The sequence below is a fragment of the Lysinibacillus sp. NPDC047702 genome (assembly GCF_050272555.1).
GTDB lineage: Bacteria > Bacillota > Bacilli > Bacillales_A > Planococcaceae > Lysinibacillus.
This window is the reverse complement of record NZ_JBNNMG010000019.1, coordinates 38,904-57,845: the sequence shown is the minus strand read 5'-3', so window position 1 is coordinate 57,845 and position 18,942 is coordinate 38,904. Positions and strand designations below refer to the sequence as shown.

The following is an 18,942-nucleotide window of genomic DNA, read 5'->3' as shown; positions in this document are numbered from 1 at the left end:
TACATTTTGATATAAATAAAGTATTATAGTTAATCTTAAATGTTAATTAACAATAATTTAACATTGTATGATCATTCCAGCCTTAAATTATTCAATCGTCGGGAAGTTTGAATTTAAAAATGGAGGGATTTTCACAAAAGATAAGGTACTACTATAAAAATTTATTTTCATTTCTTTGGAGGAAATCACTTGAAGACCCATCGTTTCTATCAAATTGCAATGGCCTCAGCATTAGCCACAAGTGCAATTGTAATTACACCCTCAGTAAATGCTGCGACTATTTTCCCTGACATCAATGCTTCAACAGAAGAAGGCAAAGCTATTATCAATTTAGCACAACGCGGCATTATTTCAGGCTACCCTGATGGCACTTTTAAACCAGCAAACCCAATCACACGTACGCAAGCCGCAAAAATTTTAGCAGGAATGTTAAAGCTTGACACTGTACATGTAAAAAATCCTCATTTTAAGGATGTCCAACCTGGCGATGAGAATTACGGTGCAATTGCAGCTTTAGCAAACGCAGGCATCATTAGTGGCTCAAATGGTTATTTTCACCCAGCAAATAATATTACACGCGGGCAAATGTCAAAAATGATTGTAAAAGGCTTCGAATTAAACATTACTGATGACATTGACATTCCATTTTCCGATGTAAAGGTAGGAAGTGAATACGAACCGTTTATCAAAACTCTTTTTGCCAATAGCATCACAAAAGGTACAACACCTACAACCTTTAGTCCACAGAGCCATGTGAAGCGCTCCCAATTAGCGTCGTTTGTAGTTCGTGCGGAACATGCACAAGGGAACGCAACTGTTTATGCTAGTCAATACAGTCAGGATTATATCTTCGCTTCTTACGGTGGCATTAAGCCTGCAGAGGATATTTTTACATGGGATGAAGAAGATGATATGACGGAGTCCATCACGATAAAACCGTTAAAAGAGGGAACAGGAAAATTAGTCATAACAGGCTTTAAGGAAGACACAGAGGAATTTACAGATATCTTTTATATTGTTCATGTTAACAATGTAAATGGCAAACTACAAACAACTTTACAAGAAGTAAAGGAAGAAGATTATGTAGAGAACTTGCCGCTTAACTTAATGGAAAGCGATTTGAAATTTATCCCTACTGAAGTAAGTATTCAAACTACAGATGGACAAGCTTTATCCCCAGCAGAGTATGAATTCAAAACAAACAATCAATCAGCCTCCATTTCTATCTTTAAAAATGGGCAATATATATTAACATTTTCCAACGGTAATCAACAACAAGTGATGGCAGCTGATGTTACTACGTATGATTTTGTGAGAAGTATTGATTTGTATCAAATTACAGATGAATTAGTTTTTTCAAGCGACCAACTAAAGTTTGAGCCGAAAAGTGTTGCTTTAGAAAAGTTAGATTTAGAGCCCACAGCAGTTAAAGCAATCATAGAGGATAATCAAGTAAAGGTTACACCCTTAGCAGAAGGTACCGCAATTTTACATATTACAGGTAAAAACGGTGAAACTGTCTACCTCTATATAGAATTTGCTAAAATCGATGATAAATGGGCTAGCTATTATGAATTCTTCCAAGATGAAGAAGAATTTTAATATAAAAAAATGCCAAAAGATCCAGTTAAAGGTCTTCTGGCATTTTTTCTATATCAACATTTGTTCTTACTTGTAATTCTGGCGTCCTTTCAAGCTGCTCGATAAATTTTTTAGTCTTAAAACGAATACCTGTTTGTTCCTCATAAATGGTCGTAATAATTTTTTTGATAAAATACTTTGTTTCCTTTTTTAATTCCAGCTTACCAATGTGTTCAATTGGTACAGTGTAAAACATTCGAATTAGCTTCAGTTGCGTTGGCGTTAGACGAATAATGTAAGGGTCACGCTGATAGCATCGATGACATAAAAAGCCCCCCTGTGCAAAGGAAAATGCAAATTCGCCATCTACTGCACCGCAAGTTGCGCAGGCATGTAAAATAGGCTGAACACCTGTATAGGGTAACATTTTCCATTCAACGAACAATGTAATAGCTTCAGGATCATAGCCTTCCTCAATTGCTTGCAATGCGTGTAAAAGGACATCAAATGCAAATGGTTCAGCTTTTCCCTCTTCCACTACTCGCTCAACAAGCTCCATGATATAACTTGCATATGCTGTTGCCATGATATCTTCACGTATATGCCGCATCGAATTGAGATGCTCGCCTTGTTGCAATGTCCCCATACCTGTATGATGCTGGACCATAAACATACCGTATGTAAATGGCTGTGTCACAGATGCTAGTCTACTCGAAGGTTTTTTAGCACCTCTTGCCATTGTTGCCACCTTACCTGCTTCTCTTGTTAGTAAAGTCACAATTTTATTGGTTTCTCCATAGGCTCGTACCCTTAAAACAATTCCTTCCCATTTATGTAGCATCAGCCTTCCTCCTTTCAACAAATTTCCCATGAAAATAGAGCTCTCCAAAATTTTTTGGACAGCTCCATTCAAACGATCAATGGGCTAAATTGTTATTTCTCTAACAGCATAACCACTTAATATTCATCATCACGGAAACCAAGGTCACGTAAATGTGTTGATTTGTTTCGCCAATCCTTTTGCACCTTTACCCAAAGCTCTAAATACACTTTTGAACCAAGAAGCATCTCAATATCTTTTCGTGCGCGTATGCCTACTTCTTTTAATAGTGCTCCACGTTTACCAATCACAATGCCTTTTTGAGAATCCCTTTCCACGATAATCGTAGCTGCCACATGAATTTTATCTTCATTTTCCTCATCTCGGCGAATCTTTTCAATGACTACTGCAATAGAATGTGGTATTTCTTCGCGTGTTAAGTGTAATACTTTTTCACGAATTAACTCAGAAATAATAAATCTTTCAGGATGGTCTGTTACTTGATCTGCCGGATAGTACTGCGGACCTTCTGGCAAGTATTTTGTTAATGTTGCTAGCAGATTCTCTACATTATTTCCTTGTAATGCTGAAATCGGAACAATCTCCGCAAAGTTATAGCGATCTTTATAGCTCTCAATGATTCCTATTAATTCATCGGGATGAATTTGATCAATTTTATTGATGACTAGGAAGACAGGCGTTGGGTTCCCTGCCAACATTTCTAGGATGAATTCATCACCCTTTCCAAGTTTCTGCTCTGCATTGACCATGAACATAATAACATCCACTTCTCGCAATGTATTTTTAGAAACTTTAAGCATGAAATCGCCAAGCTTATGCTTAGGTTTGTGGATTCCAGGTGTATCAATAAAAATCATTTGACTATCATTTGTTGTTAGTACACCTTGTACTTTATTTCGTGTTGTTTGTGGCTTATCACTCATAATCGCAATTTTTTGACCAATCACACGGTTTAAGAATGTTGATTTCCCAACATTTGGTCGACCGATAATGGAGATAAAGCCTGACTTATAGCCAGTATTAGTTTCCAGCATTCTCTAAATCCTCCGTTGTAAATGCAAATGGCAGTAATTCGCCAACTGACGTTACTGTTACATTACCTTTTAAGTTTGTTAAATAGACAGGCATGGATGGCGCACAAAACTCCATCATCACTTGACGACAAGCCCCACATGGTGCACATGGTCCGTCTGTATCAGCAACTATAGCAATTGCCTGAAAGTCATAAATTCCTTCTGACACAGCCTTGAAAAAAGCCGTTCGTTCAGCACAATTGGTCATACTATAGCCAGCATTTTCAATATTACAACCATGGATAACCTCGCCGTTTTTCGTTAATAGGGCTGCGCCTACTTTAAATTTTGAATAAGGGACATAGGCCTTTTCACGCGCTTTTTTTGATTCTTCTAGTAATGCATGCATATCAATTGTCATCAAAGTTCTCCTTTTGCAAAATAAATCATAATTTTTGCTTGCTGATCCTGTATGACCGAAAAATTATTAAAGCTAAAACCATTTCGGTATAAAGATAAGTAATCCGATTATAGCACTGAATATCGCAAATACAAGTACAGCGCCTGCCGCAAGATCTTTCGCTTGCTTTGCAAGTGGATGAATATTCGGTGATGCTAAATCCACAACACGTTCAATTGCAGTGTTCACCATTTCAAGCGCAAACATGAGTGCTATTAGCAAAAGCACAATATACCATTCCATACGTGATAACCCTGTAAAATAGCCAGCAATCAATACAACTCCTGCACTAAGCAAATGTGACTTAAAGTTTTGCTCTGCATAAGCTGTCTTAATCCCTATAAAGGCATAGCCAAAAGAGCGTACATATTTGCGAACATTCATTTAATCCCGTCCTAAGCCAAAAGATTGTAAAATCTCATCCTGCTTACCGAACATAATCTTTTCATCCTCAGGCACCATATGATCATAGCCAAGTAAATGCAAGAATCCATGGACCGCCAAAAATCCTAATTCTCTTTCAAATGAATGACCATATTCCTGTGCTTGTTCTTTAGTACGATCCGTTGAAATAATGATATCTCCCAAAATGCGAGGCATTCCTTCAAAGGTAATTTCTATTTCGCCTTCCCCTAATTCCTCAAGGGCAAATGAAATTACATCTGTAGGTTGATCCTTATCTCGATATTCTCGATTTATTTCTTGAATCGCTTCATTTGTAACAAAGGTCACCGACACTTCTGTTTCAGGCTCAATATTTTCTATTTTTGCAGCCTGCTGTAAAAGCTGCTCAACAAGCTCCATATGCTCTTTTGCTACTTCATTTGTTTCGTCTGTAAAATCAATTGTTAAAATCATAGATCCTCCTACTTATCTGCCTTTGGATATTCAATACGTGAGTGGAAAATTCCATTCAACGTTTCACAAAGTACTCGCTCTATACATTTTAACTCTTTTATTGAAATATCGCATTCATCAAACTGATGATCCTGTACTCGATCATCAATAATAGCTCGTACAAGCTTATGAATTTTTTCTGCATTAGGTTCCTTCATCGAGCGCACTGCCGCTTCAACACTATCCGCCACACTAATCACAGCAGCTTCCTTCGTTTGCGGTTTTGGACCAGGATAGCGGAACTTCGCTTCATCAAACTCTTTTCCTTCTTCCTTTGCTTTGTATAAGAAGAATTTCAACAAGCTTGTTCCATGATGCTGCAAGGCAATATCAATGATTTCCTGAGGCATTTTATAGCGTTTTAACATTTCAGCACCATCAGTGGTATGAGCAATAATAATTTCTGCACTCGTCTCTGGTGGTAATGAATCATGTGGATTATTCCCTGACATCTGATTTTCAATGAAAAATGCCGGACGCTTCGTTTTCCCAATATCATGATAATAACATCCAACTCGTGCTAATAATCCGTCCGCCCCAATTTCCTCACATGCTGCCTCCGCCAAATTTGCAACCATTACACTATGATGATATGTTCCTGGTGCCTCCATTAGTAACTTTTTCAGCAATGGATGGTTGGGATTAGAAAGCTCAATTAAACGCAACGATGATAAAAGACCAAATGCTGATTCAAAGAACGGTAAAAGACCCATTGTCAGAGCTCCTGAAAGTAAGGCTGATAACATGGCTGCGATAAAATAAAACAGTAACTCAGACAAACCATAAGATGATTGTGTCATCAGTAAATAAAAAGCAATAAATGCTATATTGACTAATCCAATGACACCTACAGCATGTAAAATATGCGAACGTTTTTCCACACTCCGCATGAAGAAGATGCTCGCAAAGCCTCCAAAAATAATATACAGTGTAATTTCCATCTGCATAACAGAAGAATACCCCTCTTGAAAGATCACTCCTGCAGACGCAGCTGTCATCACTGTAATCAAAACTGCAGCACGTTCATTCGCTAATAATCTTACCAGCATTGTCGCCAAAGCTGTTGGAAATAGAAATGCAACAGTAACGTCAAAGCCGCCTGAGACTAGGCTAATAAATTTCATCAGCACAACCGAGAGGGTATACACAATACCTGTTACCAATAAGGCATTTCGTTTTTTATGCTCGTCTGCCTCCCAGCGTTCAAACAGAATAAACATAAACATCATTTGCAGGAAGATTAAAATAAAAAGACCTGCAATTGGCTTTAAGGATGCCTTATTACTCACCATTCCTAAAAGCTCTAACTGACGAAACGCCTCATTATCTATAATTTGACCTTCCTGTACAATGATTTGACCTTGAAGAATTCGAGTAGGCTCAATCGATTCTTTCGACTGCTCCTTACGAATTTTCGTTTGTTCCTCATTAATTGTTTCATTTTCGATAATACTTGTACGCCCAATTAAAACAACAGTATTGTAAATTCTATCTGGATAGCCTCGCTGTCCGCGAATTTTCGTTTCAAAATCGTTTTGTGCCGCATATACATTTTCCGAACGAATGGATTTCTGTAAATATTCTTGAACGAGCTTAGAAAGTTGAGTGCTTGTTCTTGTTAGATCTGCCTCACTTTGTATGAGCAGCCCCTCAAGCTGTGAATCCGTAAAGATGATAGGCATCTGATCTGAATCAATGGATTCAAATTTTTTTCGAAGCTGTGCCACTTGGTCTACATTCGGAACAGGCTCTTTGCTTTTCTCAACATCTTTCTTCACTTCAAGAACATAGTCAAATAATGATGTGACAATTGCAGCACGTTGCTTTGCGACATCCTCTGAAAATTGATAGACTGGCGCAACTGCATTTGCTGCTTTCTCTCGTTCTTGCTGTGTTTTATAAGTGTCTTCAATCGTTTTTGTTGATCGAACTGTTTCTGGCGCTAATTGTAATGGTTTAAAATCATATGTAACACCTTTAACATTGCCATACATAAAGGCAAATTGCAGGGACCCTGTTAAGATGAGAATGACAATTAAAAAATAGCGAAAACCGATTAGTTCAGTAAGTTTTCGAAGTTGTTTCTCCATTCGGCACCTCCTCTATCTACTTACTATCATACCAATTCAAAAAACATTTTTCTCGAAAAATGTATAAGAAAGCAAAAAACAGCTATACAATTTAGTATAGCTGTCACATTTTTTTCCCATTTCACAACCAAATTCGCGCAAAAACGATAAATTCGTGTGTATTTTTAGCATTGGCATTCCTAATACTACATAGATATCGAGGCATCTGTCATTTACTTTCGGTGCAGCTTTAGAATGGTCGCTTATAAAGCTATCATTCTAAAGCTGTTGATCTTCGTAAGCTTGGATGATTTTTGCAACGACTGGATGACGTACTACGTCACCTTGCTCTAATATTTGGAAATGGATTGGCTTAACATATTTTAAAGTACGTTCTGCTACAATCAATCCAGATTCTGTATTTTTAGGCAGGTCAATTTGCGTTTTATCGCCAGTAATGACCATTTTTGAGCCAAAGCCCAAGCGCGTTAAAAACATTTTCATTTGCGGGTGTGTTGTATTTTGAGCTTCATCTAAAATAACAAAGGCATCATCTAATGTTCGCCCACGCATATATGCTAAAGGTGCAATTTCGATTGTGCCTCGTTCAATAAGACGTTGTGTTTGCTCTGCTCCATAGATATCATTTAAAGCGTCATAGAGTGGTCGTAAATATGGATCAACCTTTTCCTTCAAATCTCCCGGAAGAAAGCCTAAGGACTCTCCCGCTTCTACAGCAGGACGTGTTAAAATAATACGTTTGACGTGTCCATTTTTTAGTGCTTGTGTTGCCATGACTACCGCTAAATACGTTTTCCCAGTACCAGCAGGACCAATACCGAAAACAACGTCTTTATGACGGATTGCTTGTATGTATTCTCGTTGACCAATTGTTTTTGCACGAATTGGTTTCCCCTTTGTTGTGCGTGCTATTTCTTCATCATAAAGTTCTGCAAAATATTCGATTGTTCCTTTTTGTGTCATTTCAATAGCTGTTGCAACATCACGTTGATCAATATTAATTCCTTTGCGGATGACTTTTAAAAGTGCATGTAAAAGAAATGTAGCTTGTTCCTTTGCATCCTCTTCACCAGCTAGCTGAATTTGTTCTCCACGTGTAATAATATGAACTTGAAGAGCCTCTTCGATTAATTTCATATTGGCATCGGAAATTCCGAGTAGCATAACCGCTTCGTTAGGATTATCCACTTGTAAAACAGTTAATTGTTCTGACATAATCATTCTCCTTGTTGGCCTTGTATTGGATTTGCAATGTTTTCATTGACTAAAAATAGAACTTTCCCTTCAACTGTACCATTCTCCCACTTTACCTGTAAAAGGTTTTCTATTTTAATGACCGTTTTCGCAGGTAATGAACGTATAACCTTTTCATGTAATAATGGTAAAAGCAATGAATCAACTTTGGATTTATCAAGCTCCACCTGCATTTTTTTAGTGTTCTGCTCTTCCACAATTGAAACATATGGATCAAGCCAGTTTGGTAAATCCTTCTTTTGCACATAGTCAATTTTCTCTTGATGGATGCCCTTTACTAATACACGCCATTGCTTCTGCTGCAACGTTTCTAACGTTATTTTTGTTGGTATTTTAAATGAACATTCCAGCCAATAATCAGCATAGACCTCACCTTTTGCACCAACAAACACCTGATCAGTACCACTTTCAATAACACCACTGACAAGAACATCACCTTCGTAGGCAGTATCATTCACTGAAATTTTCCGCTCACCATTTTGAATATTAAAATGCGTAATAACACCACTTTTTGTTGCAACTAAATGGGAAGCAGGTTTTTCATTTGCTATTTTCGTTTGTTTAGGTGATTCCTGAGGTCGTAAAATAACACGTCCCCCATGTTTTTCAATATGCACCCATGAAAGTTCTCGATGAGCTTCTAGTAGCTTCTGACGAATAACAGCATTAGATGGTAAAATTTTTTTAGACATAGGCGTCTCTAATTGAAAGGTTTCCTGAAAGGTGTTGCCAATACGCTGCTCTAATTCCGGTGACGCTGCCTCGATATCAACACGCCAAATAACTTGTGCACATAGCAATGGGATGGCAATCATTAATACCAAACCAAGTAAGGTCCAAAGCTGTGCTCGAAAAACCTGAAGCTCATCCGCATAATAGACAGCCATCTTCAGTCGATAATTCCTACGTACACGACGAATTTTTGGTAGATAATGCATCGTCGTTTCAAAGGTAACCTCTTGCTCGCGAAAGACAACACGCTTTAATGGTACATGCTGTACATGCAATGCTTGAATAAAAGGATGAACATTTTCATGGCGCTTTATACGTATGATAATTGGCCGGTTATTCCACATTATCCCTCACACCCATATCCTTTGTCATTTTTACATGAAGTTCCTGTAAGCCCTCTACAGAAAGGTGAAGCATCTCTTCCTTAAGAGCATGAATGTCCAATGATTTTCCTCGCACCATTATATGATAATCAGCATAAATAAAGGAGCATGACGAAGCATCTGCATGAAGAAAACGATATGGGCCAATGATTTTTAATGTTTCATATTGTGATAATTCAAGCAGCGGCGTCAACTGAAATAATTTTTTCATAAAAAATGCCTCCTTCTTCGGCAATATATGCTTCGAAAAAGGAGGACATGCTAGTTATTTTCTTTTTGCTTTTGGAGGACCTAAAATCTCTGCCATGACAATAGCTTGCATCAAAGATTTTTTTGAATTTGGTAATTGAAAAGCAGAATGTGATTGAGTTCCTGCTTCATTATTTTTCCCATTCACTAAGCGACCAATGCTTTGTCGATTTGAGGCACGACTCACTGACTCAATTGGAACGATTGGTGGCGCTACGTAGCTAGGTACTTCCTCGCTGCCTTTTTCTTCGACAATTTTCTTCGTCTGTTCTACCTTAGGCTCATTATTCTTCCATTCACCTAAAAATTCACGTGCAAAATCCTCAAAGCTTTGTGATTTTACAACAGGTCGTTGAGAAGGAGCCTCTTCTGCGTTTGTCAAAGTGGTTGGTTCAGCATGGGAACCCTTATTAAAAGGCGGCATTTGTTTGTGTTCTTTTTTAGTTTTTGATTTACCGAAAATAGAGCTGACTATGGCAATTATCGCAAATATAATTAATTGTTCCATATATTAGTACCGCTCCTTTCCGTTTTTTTAGGCGTTAGGTTCATTTGTTTCTGGTTTATCAGAGCTTACTTTAGAAATTGAGTCTCGCATAGCTGTATCTGCTTGAATATTACGATAGTTCATGTAATCCATTATACCAAGATTACCTGAACGAAGTGCTTCTGCCATCGCTTGTGGTACCTCAGCCTCTGCTTCTACTACTTTGGCTTTCATCTCTTGAACACGGGCAATCATTTCCTGCTCGTTTGCGACGGCCATAGCACGACGTTCCTCAGCCTTTGCTTGAGCAATATTTTTATCTGCCTGAGCTTGTTCAATTTGTAATTCTGCACCGATATTTTTACCGATGTCAACATCCGCAATATCAATCGATAAGATTTCAAATGCTGTACCAGAATCTAAGCCTTTAGATAATACAGTTTGAGAAATCATATCTGGATTTTCAAGTACTGTTGTATGACTAGAAGCACTACCAATTGTTGAAACAATCCCCTCACCTACACGGGCAATAACTGTTTCTTCACCAGCACCACCGACCAAACGTTCGATGTTTGCACGCACAGTAATACGTGCCTTCGCTTTTACTTCAATCCCGTTCATCGCAACACCCGCAATAAATGGTGTTTCAATGACTTTCGGGTTAACAGACATTTGCACCGCTTCTAATACATCACGACCAGCTAGATCGATTGCTGCACAGCGTTCAAATGTTAACTCGATATTTGCACGATGGGCTGCGATTAACGCATTGACAACTCGGTCAACATTACCACCTGCTAAATAGTGACTTTCAAGTTGATTAATCGTCACAGGTAAACCAGCTTTATGTGCTTTAATTAAAGGATTCACAATTCGTGATGGAATTACTCGACGTAAACGCATTCCGATTAGAGTGAAAATACTAACACGGACACCTGCTGCAAGTGCAGAAATCCATAGTGCTACTGGTACAAAGGTAAAGAATACCGCAACTACAATAAATAATAAGACTAGCCCGACTATTGGACCTATTAAGGCTAAATCAAATCCCATTTATTACTCCTCCATCTCTTTTTCTGATGGTCTCACAACAATACGTGAGCCCTCTACTTTAATAATTTCTACATATTTCCCGGCATCAACATAGCCACCTTCTGATACCACATCAATACGCTCATTTCCAAATAGTATCGTACCTGCAGGACGAAGGGGTGTAATCGTTTTCCCCACTTTTCCAAGCAACTCTGTACGGTTAATATTAGACACATAGCCCTCTTCCGTCGTCGTTGCATCCATCAATACTAATTTGTTTAAGACATGCAATTTTTTACCGAAAAATTTCATCAGGATCACCATTCCTATTATCGCAACAACAAGCGCAATGAAAATCGCTACAATCATTTGCATTATGCTTGCACCTGCCAGTATGAGACTTAGTAATATTAGCACGCCACCTAAAATACCAATAATACCACCGGGGACAAAAAACTCTGCAATGACAAGCGCTAAGCCTAATATGAATAACAGTAAAGATTCATAGCCAGCTAAGCCTGCCACCATATGACCAAAGAAAAATAATCCAAGTGCTGACAATCCCATTATACCTGGAACACCAAAACCTGGCGAATATAGCTCCATCACAAGCCCTAAGCTAGCAATTGACAATAAAATCGGCACGATAATTGGATTTGTAATAAACCGAGCAAGTTTTTCAGAAAAAGTAGGTTCAATCGATACGACTTCACTACCCTTTAACTTTGTTTTTTCTAACAACTCCTGGAAATTCGAAACAGTCCCTTTAGAATAATCAACTTTTTCCGCTTCTGAAGCTGATAACGTTAATAAATTTCCCTTCCCTGCTCGAAATTCTGATAAATTCACAGATACATCTGCCATTGCTCGCGCGTATAATGGGTTTCGATTTTTGGCCTCTGCAGCTGCTTCCATTTGAGCAACCCATGCACTATGAGCCTTTAAATCTGCTGCATTACCTGCTGAGTCAATCACTGCAGCCGCACCAATTGTTCCATTTGGGACCATATAGATTTCATCTGCATGTAAGGCTAAAAAAGCACCCGCTGAATGGGCATCTTTGTTAATAAACGCAATTATTCTTATAGGCGAAGCATCCATTAACATAGCGATATCCCCGGCTGCATTCACGAAACCACCAGGCGTATTAATGTCTAAAATAATCGCCTCAGCATGATTTTCTTCCGCCTCTTTAAAAGCTCGTTCTAAAAATGCGTGAAGTCCTCGTTCTACTTCATTATGAATCGGTATTTGGTAGACCTTACTACTTGCAAAAGCAGATGTTAGTGGAAACGCTAACAAAAATGTCATCCAAATAACTAATAGATAGCTGAGGATTCTCCGTCTTTGCACCTTTTTCCCTCCCTCCTTACATGCTTCTCTCTTGTATATACGATTGACCTAGTAAAAAGTTTCACATATTTTTATTATACAGCGGATATATCTTTTGTATGGCATAACCTTTGGCACTCCATCATCATTATATGTAAAAAGCCGAATAAATCTGAAAGATTCTTCGGCTTTTTATATGTACGCAAATGAGCTCAATGTAAAATACCTGAAATTAATCAAAAAAGATTAACTTCAGGTATATTTTTGTCTGCTCAGTGAATCATACAATTGCGTGTTATGAACGTAGGGATTTTTAATGGGAAATTAAATTACCACTTACGTTTACGTGCAGCTTCTGATTTCTTTTTACGTTTTACGCTAGGTTTTTCGTAGAACTCGCGCTTTCTAACTTCCTGAATTGTACCACTTTTTGATACAGTACGTTTGAAGCGGCGAAGAGCATCTTCAAGCGATTCGTTTTTGCGAACGACAGTTTTTGACATCTCTCTTTCCCTCCCTCCGAACACACGTCAATACACAAAATAGGCAAATAACCAACAGTTGTGTACTAAAGAATTATACCGTATTGTCTAATAATGGTCAATAGAAAGTGTATGAATTAATTTAGGTGAATTTTTGGTTCATTTTCCTTGAGAATTTTATAGTTATTTTTGGACAACATTATACATAGAGACAAATTACCATATCGTTGAGGAGAACATAATGAAATTCCTTAAAAATAAATTAAATCCTCCTAAAATTCTCGTGATGGGCTTCGCCATTATTATTTTGTTTGGATCTTTTATGTTGACCCTGCCTATCTCAACAAAAGATGGCATGGGACTTTCATTGATTGACGCTTTATTTACAGCCACATCCGCTACCTGTGTGACAGGGCTGATAGTTGTAGATACTGGTGACACCTTTTCACTGTTCGGTCAATTAGTTATTTTATTTCTAATTCAAATTGGCGGACTGGGATTTATGACCTTTGCTACTTTATTATTTTTGCTAGTAGGAAAAAAAATATCTTTAAAAGAAAGGCTTTTATTAAAAGAGGCCTTTAATAATATGTCAATCGCTGGGCTAGTAAAGCTTGCGAGGAGAATTCTACTATTTACAGCTTGTATCGAAATAATAGGTGGCATTATTTTATCCATTCGTTTTTCATTTGATATGCCTGTAGGTAAAGCTGTTTACTTTGGTTTTTTTCATGCCATATCAAATTTCAATAACGCTGGCTTTGATATAATGGGCGGTTTTCAGAGCTTAACAGGCTATGTTGATGATCCATTCGTTGTATTAACAATATGCGCCCTCATTACAATTGGAGGTTTAGGGTTCATAGTGCTGAATGAACTGTATGAATATCGAAGCACTAAACGCCTTTCTGTTCATTCAAAAATTGTATTATCAACAACTTTGATTTTAACAGCAGGTTCAACAATTCTTATTTTCTTATTTGAATATGGAAATAGTAAAACCATTGGACCATTGTCAGAGTGGGGTAAAATTCTAGGTTCATTCTATCAGGCTGTGACGCCCAGAACTGCTGGCTCAAATACTCTCCCTATTGGTGATTTAACGCACTCAACGCTCTTTTTAATAATTGGGCTGATGTTTATCGGAGGAGGCTCTGGTTCCACTGCTGGAGGTATCAAAATCACAACGTTTGCGGTTTTAGCTGCTACGATGTGGTCTCAATTAAGGGGCAAAGCAGATATTGTGTTATTCAAGCGTAGAATGGTTCATGAAACGATTCTCAAAGCTTTAACAGTCACCATGTCTGGCATGCTTATTGTAGTGCTTGTAACCATTATCTTGAGTATCATCGAACACCGACATCCATTTATGATGTATTTATTTGAGGCTACATCTGCATTTGGCACAACTGGACTTTCCATGGGGCTTACGCCTGAGCTATCAGTTGGAGGGCGTATACTTATCATTTTGACAATGTTTGCAGGTAGATTAGGTCCATTAACAATTGTCTTTGCCATTACTAAACGTCGCCAACAGGAATCTTACCACCATCCTAAGGGAAATATTATGATTGGATAACTACAATAAAGGAGTATCGCGTACATTGACTATTAAACAATATGCTGTTATTGGTCTGGGCAGATTTGGGGTGAGCGTAGCCCGCAGATTATATGAAGCTGGACACGAAGTCTTAGGAATTGATATTAGCGAGGAGAGAGTTGAAGATGCCGAGTCCTATGTAACGCATGCAGTAATTGCTGATACGACCGAAGTAAAGGCACTTACCTCTATAGGAATCACAAATTTCGATTGTGTGATTGTCGCAATAGGTATTGATATGCAGTCTAGCATTCTAACTGTCTCTTTATTAAAGGAACTGGGAATAAAAAAGATAATAGCAAAAGCACTTGGTAAAAGGCACGGTCAAGTTTTAGATAAGGTTGGAGCTGATTGGATTATTTATCCTGAAAGAGATATGGGAGAACGAGTAGCCAATCAACTCCTCTCCCCAAATATGCTGAATTATATTGAGCTGTCAAAAGAGTACAGTATAGAGGAAATAATGATTCCATCGAAAATGGCTGGACAAAATCTTCGAGATTTAGATATCCGTGCGAAATATAATGTCAGTGTCATCGCCATTGTTCGAGATGGTGATATAACCATTTCACCCTCACCTGATCAAATAATTGAAGATAAAGACATCCTAGTGATGATCGGTCATCGAAAAGATCTAACTTTATTTTCAAATATTGAATGATGAGCAGTAGGCTGTGACAAAAGAAACCTTTCTTTCGAAACAGCCATTTAGTATTTATTAAAAGACTTTTTTTCGATCTTTATCGTCCTTTAGAATTTCTACAGCTTCTCTAAAGCGTTGAGAATGAATAATTTCCCGTTCACGTAAAAATTTCAGACTATCATTCAAATCAGTGTCATCCGATAGATCAATAATCCACTGGTATGTGGCACGAGCCTTTTCTTCAGCCGCAATATCTTCATAAAGATCAGCAATAGGATCCCCTTTAGCCTGAATATACGTTGCTGTGAAAGGGGCTCCTCCAGCATTTTGATAAAATAACGCCCTATCATGATTCACATAGTATTCTCCAAGTCCTGCTTCTTTAAGCATTTCTGGCGTAGCATCCTTTGTTAGCTTATAAATCATTGTAGCAATCATTTCTAGGTGCGAAAATTCCTCTGTTGCAATATCTGTTAATAGTCCCACCACTTTATCCGGAATGGTATAACGCTGATTCATATAGCGAAGTGCAGCTGCTAACTCTCCATCTGCACCCCCATACTGCTCAATTAAAAATTTTGCCAGCATAGGGTTACAAGTACTCACTCTGACAGGATATTGGAGTTTTTTTTCATAATACCACAAAAATAAATACCTCCTAATCGCTCATGTTAGACTTGCCATGGCCACGGTGTATCAATCCAATTAAATGGATAATTAGAATAGCTTCTTCCAAAATTCATCAGGGGACCAAATTTTTTTTCAAAATCTCTCTTTAGCTTCATGCTTATTTCCGTTTTTTCATTAAATTGCTGAATGGCATCATAATCATGAGGGTGGGTATCTAAATAAAGATTTAGCTCCACAATGACAAAATCAATAGCTTGAATTTCTTCGAGTAATGTATAAAATTCCGGCGGCATCTCTTTATTCATTTTTTATCCCTCCTTTTTCAGGATTTGGATAGGGACTGAATAATTGCGGCCATAATGTTCCAGCCATAAGAGCTTCTTTTGGCGTTTGAAATTGTGGTAATCCAGGTGGTTGAAATCCCATATACAATTGTGGGGGTGTGGCAAAGCTTTTAATTCTAATAGGTGGACATGGATCAAATGGGCTAATATAAGGCTTCCAATACTTATATTGTGTAAACATTGTATCCTCCCTTCTGTATTCAATTACATCAGTGGAGTATATGAGGTAGAAAAAATTTTTATTCTGAATAAAAGTCGAAGGGAAATAAGTGTGATGAATTTTAGAAGAAAGGTTTGAATGCTCGTTCAATGCAAATGAGCAAGAAAACTCCTCATTGGACAAACGGACTTTTTAATCCGTCTAGCCAAAGTGGAGCTAGAGTACATTCTATTTTCTTTCGATTCTAATCATCATAGCAGACATTAATCCTATGCTAAGTGTTGTAGCAAGAAGAATAAATGCAAATGTAAAGCTACCAGTTTTCATAAAATAAATAGATATTATAGGCGCAATACTTGTTCCAGCAAATAAAATTACAGTATACATAGATACTGCAATCCCTCCCATGTTCCAACCTAATTGACCCACAAGAGACACTAATGAAGGTACTGCAAGTGCAATACCACTAACAAACAGAATACTAATTAAGGATAAACCAACTATGTTAGAGATAAAGCCCATCATTAATAAGGAGATAATAGAAAGAGCCAAGGCCCCTTTTAATATTGATAGGACATTCAAACGCTTTGATAATTTCCCCGCAATAGGTGACAGGATCATCCCTAATACACCAATAGATCGAATATAAATTAGATTTTGGCTACTCATTCCAAAAGAATTACTTGTAAGGTACTCCCCCAAAATAATATACATACTCACAAAGGACAATAATAGAACGAAAGCAATCAAATAACTAAATATCAAATTTCCATTGGTAAAAATAATACCTATCCTTTTCATTGGCTCCCATATATTCTTTGCTTTATTTACAGCTCCACTTTTTGGTAATAACCAAAACACTAGCAAGGCAGTAGCAAGATAAACTAGTGAAAGAACATAAAAAGTGACATGCCAAGAAGTATGTTCACTTACATAGCCACTAAATACCTGACCCACAATACCAGCTAAGAGAAAACCTGTGCTTATAAAACCAACTGCTCCCACTTTTTTATCGTTCGGAAATACTTCAAGCGTATAAGCAAGTGCCACTGGTGAAAATGTAGCCGCTACAAGTCCCTGTAATCCCCTTAGTAATAAAATGAAAGAATAATCATTAGTCATACCTAGTAGCAATGTTATACAGCTTAATGAAAAAAGACCCGTAACAATTACATTTTTTCGTCCATATTTTTCTGATATTGCTCCATAGAAAAAGCATCCTATAGCAAATCCAAGTGAAAAAATACTTGAACTGAGACCTGCCTTAGACAACGAAATATGAAAATATTCACTGAATAGACTGAGAAGCGGTATTGTCAAATACAAACTAGACATAACTACCATTCCTGTCCAAGATAAAATAATGGTCATCAGAGAATAATTTGCTTGGTTTTCTATAATTACTTTATTCATAAAATAAATCTCCTTTTTAATTCGATTAGCTTATAGTTAGATAATCTAATTATACGATTAAAAATTAAACTGCATCAACCTAGCTACAGTTTAACGTTCCACCTTTAGTTTTCTCTGCATAGATTTTAATAGTTTATTCACCAACTTTTCAAATACCTTGCGTTCTTCAGGCTCCAAATCGACCAAACTAGAAGCACACGAAGCCCAATAAGTTGGCAAAATGTTAGCCACGAAAGCACGCCCTTCATCTGTTAAACTCACATAAATTTTCCTGCGATCTTCTTTGCTATGGTTCCGTACAACAAGATTTCTCTTTTCTAACCAATCAATCATTGAAGTTGCTGATGCCCTAGTAATCCCTAAACGTTCAGCTATTGCAGATGGAGTCGCTCTTCTTACATCATGCAGTGTCAACAATAATAGTAGATCTAATTTACTTTCCGTAATTCCAAAAGGAGCCAACTCAATATCCATTGCATCTAAAACGTAGTCACTTAACCATAACAACATTAATCCTAATTTTGCTTCTTCTGGATCTAAATTACTTGAAGAAGATGCTTGAATCAGCTCAATATATGGATCTAAACCTAATACTGGCAAATCATCTTCATGAGTAAACATTTTTTTAGATTTTGTCATTTAATCACCCTTTAATTAGATTATCTAACTATTTAATATTCTAACTATATTCAAAGATAAATGCAAGCAGTTTTCTTGATACCTCTATACCAAATAAATTGAATGATTATTTAAAGAAAAGGGCTAGTTCATAAAGAACAGCCCCATAGTCCTGACTATATAAGGATTTTCATCACTATTAATAATTAGAGTCCGTAGTTTTACTTCCTTGCAAACTCAATAGATAATGGGGTGTAATCCCTTTATTTTAAAGCTTTATACCTTCTTTATGATTTTTTAATAATGCAAAATAAAGCATAAAATTGTATTGCATTGGGGCTGGATTGGGGCTATTAAAATATCTGCTGGCATGTGTATAGAAATGTGTGAGTGGATGGATTGAGGTAAATGTTTCTCTTTTTTTGTTTGTACTTCAAATTAGGGTTATTAATAATTTCAACTTCAATTTAATTATAAAACATAAAAAGAAAAGCCTTATACCATGGCTTTTTTCGCTAAAAAAAACATATGATAAGGATGTTTGTATGGGTTGTTATAATTCTTTAAATAACGGATTTGACTACGGTTCACCTAAAAATTATCTGGGGCAAGGTTCTATAAGAAATTAACACATACTTAAACTTATTCAAATATTAGATTAAGAAGTATTTTTTGTTTCAGCTTCAAAACATCCTATTAAA

General features: G+C 37.2%; 21 protein-coding genes. 3 read left to right on the top strand and 18 right to left on the bottom strand.

Annotated elements, in window-relative coordinates; genetic code table 11:
• Positions 1 to 189: 189 nt before the first annotated feature.
• On the top strand, positions 190 to 1,602 hold the full coding sequence (locus ACQKIM_RS11655) for an S-layer homology domain-containing protein (RefSeq protein WP_427543724.1): 1,413 nt from the start codon (positions 190 to 192) through the stop codon (positions 1,600 to 1,602).
• A 25-nt stretch (positions 1,603 to 1,627) separates the two neighbouring features.
• On the opposite strand, the gene recO is transcribed toward ACQKIM_RS11655, so the two are convergent.
• The 13 genes from recO to rpsU all read right to left on the bottom strand — a co-directional run bounded on the left by recO (position 1,628) and on the right by rpsU (position 12,854).
• Positions 1,628 to 2,422: a DNA repair protein RecO gene (gene recO, locus ACQKIM_RS11650; RefSeq protein ID WP_427543721.1), complete on the bottom strand. Its 795-nt coding sequence runs from the start codon at positions 2,420 to 2,422 to the stop codon at positions 1,628 to 1,630.
• 116 nt (positions 2,423 to 2,538) lie between these two features.
• Complete coding sequence (era, locus tag ACQKIM_RS11645) at positions 2,539 to 3,456, bottom strand: GTPase Era (protein ID WP_427543718.1); 918 nt, start codon at positions 3,454 to 3,456, stop codon at positions 2,539 to 2,541.
• Entirely contained in the window at positions 3,443 to 3,856 is a 414-nt protein-coding gene (locus ACQKIM_RS11640) for a cytidine deaminase (RefSeq protein WP_427543715.1), read from the bottom strand. Before ACQKIM_RS11640 ends, era begins: the two co-directional genes overlap by 14 nt.
• A gap of 72 nt (positions 3,857 to 3,928) precedes the next feature.
• Positions 3,929 to 4,279 (bottom strand): diacylglycerol kinase family protein, encoded by a 351-nt coding sequence (locus ACQKIM_RS11635; RefSeq protein WP_427543712.1) that lies wholly within the window; start codon positions 4,277 to 4,279, stop codon positions 3,929 to 3,931.
• Entirely contained in the window at positions 4,280 to 4,753 is a 474-nt protein-coding gene (ybeY, locus tag ACQKIM_RS11630) for an rRNA maturation RNase YbeY (protein WP_427543709.1), read from the bottom strand.
• Positions 4,754 to 4,761: 8 nt separating this feature from the next.
• On the bottom strand, positions 4,762 to 6,882 hold the full coding sequence (locus ACQKIM_RS11625) for an HD family phosphohydrolase (protein ID WP_427543706.1): 2,121 nt from the start codon (positions 6,880 to 6,882) through the stop codon (positions 4,762 to 4,764).
• A gap of 258 nt (positions 6,883 to 7,140) precedes the next feature.
• Positions 7,141 to 8,097, bottom strand: coding sequence for a PhoH family protein (locus ACQKIM_RS11620; RefSeq protein WP_427543703.1), 957 nt, complete (start codon positions 8,095 to 8,097; stop codon positions 7,141 to 7,143).
• Between the two features lie 2 nt (positions 8,098 to 8,099).
• Positions 8,100 to 9,212: a sporulation protein YqfD gene (locus ACQKIM_RS11615; RefSeq protein ID WP_427543700.1), complete on the bottom strand. Its 1,113-nt coding sequence runs from the start codon at positions 9,210 to 9,212 to the stop codon at positions 8,100 to 8,102.
• Positions 9,202 to 9,462: a hypothetical protein gene (locus ACQKIM_RS11610; RefSeq protein WP_427543697.1), complete on the bottom strand. Its 261-nt coding sequence runs from the start codon at positions 9,460 to 9,462 to the stop codon at positions 9,202 to 9,204. The genes ACQKIM_RS11615 and ACQKIM_RS11610 overlap by 11 nt, the downstream gene beginning before the upstream one ends.
• A 54-nt stretch (positions 9,463 to 9,516) precedes the next feature.
• Positions 9,517 to 10,008: a hypothetical protein gene (locus tag ACQKIM_RS11605; RefSeq protein ID WP_427543694.1), complete on the bottom strand. Its 492-nt coding sequence runs from the start codon at positions 10,006 to 10,008 to the stop codon at positions 9,517 to 9,519.
• Between the two features lie 27 nt (positions 10,009 to 10,035).
• Positions 10,036 to 11,040: a flotillin-like protein FloA gene (gene floA, locus ACQKIM_RS11600; RefSeq protein WP_427543691.1), complete on the bottom strand. Its 1,005-nt coding sequence runs from the start codon at positions 11,038 to 11,040 to the stop codon at positions 10,036 to 10,038.
• A 3-nt stretch (positions 11,041 to 11,043) separates the two neighbouring features.
• On the bottom strand, positions 11,044 to 12,372 hold the full coding sequence (locus tag ACQKIM_RS11595) for an NfeD family protein (protein ID WP_427543688.1): 1,329 nt from the start codon (positions 12,370 to 12,372) through the stop codon (positions 11,044 to 11,046).
• A gap of 308 nt (positions 12,373 to 12,680) precedes the next feature.
• Positions 12,681 to 12,854, bottom strand: a complete 174-nt coding sequence (gene rpsU, locus ACQKIM_RS11590) for a 30S ribosomal protein S21 (RefSeq protein WP_004227078.1) — start codon at positions 12,852 to 12,854, stop codon at positions 12,681 to 12,683.
• 220 nt (positions 12,855 to 13,074) lie between these two features.
• Between rpsU and ACQKIM_RS11585 the strand changes: the two genes are divergently transcribed.
• A complete protein-coding gene (locus ACQKIM_RS11585; protein ID WP_427543685.1) occupies positions 13,075 to 14,412 on the top strand; it encodes a TrkH family potassium uptake protein in 1,338 nt (445 codons plus the stop codon).
• 25 nt (positions 14,413 to 14,437) lie between these two features.
• Positions 14,438 to 15,094, top strand: a complete 657-nt coding sequence (locus tag ACQKIM_RS11580; RefSeq protein ID WP_427543682.1) for a potassium channel family protein — start codon at positions 14,438 to 14,440, stop codon at positions 15,092 to 15,094.
• A gap of 57 nt (positions 15,095 to 15,151) precedes the next feature.
• Here the strand turns inward: ACQKIM_RS11580 and ACQKIM_RS11575 are convergent, their stop codons facing one another.
• The 5 genes from ACQKIM_RS11575 to ACQKIM_RS11555 all read right to left on the bottom strand — a co-directional run bounded on the left by ACQKIM_RS11575 (position 15,152) and on the right by ACQKIM_RS11555 (position 18,262).
• Entirely contained in the window at positions 15,152 to 15,721 is a 570-nt protein-coding gene (locus tag ACQKIM_RS11575; protein ID WP_427543679.1) for a manganese catalase family protein, read from the bottom strand.
• Positions 15,722 to 15,747: 26 nt separating this feature from the next.
• Positions 15,748 to 16,011 carry a spore coat protein CotJB gene (locus ACQKIM_RS11570; protein ID WP_283868756.1) on the bottom strand — a complete coding sequence of 88 codons (264 nt, stop codon included), beginning with the start codon at positions 16,009 to 16,011 and terminating at the stop codon, positions 15,748 to 15,750.
• On the bottom strand, positions 16,004 to 16,231 hold the full coding sequence (locus ACQKIM_RS11565; RefSeq protein ID WP_427543676.1) for a spore coat associated protein CotJA: 228 nt from the start codon (positions 16,229 to 16,231) through the stop codon (positions 16,004 to 16,006). The genes ACQKIM_RS11570 and ACQKIM_RS11565 overlap by 8 nt, the downstream gene beginning before the upstream one ends.
• 207 nt (positions 16,232 to 16,438) lie before the next feature.
• Positions 16,439 to 17,623 (bottom strand): MFS transporter, encoded by a 1,185-nt coding sequence (locus tag ACQKIM_RS11560; protein WP_427543673.1) that lies wholly within the window; start codon positions 17,621 to 17,623, stop codon positions 16,439 to 16,441.
• 90 nt (positions 17,624 to 17,713) lie between these two features.
• Entirely contained in the window at positions 17,714 to 18,262 is a 549-nt protein-coding gene (locus ACQKIM_RS11555) for a MarR family winged helix-turn-helix transcriptional regulator (RefSeq protein ID WP_427543670.1), read from the bottom strand.
• Positions 18,263 to 18,942 lie beyond the last annotated feature (680 nt).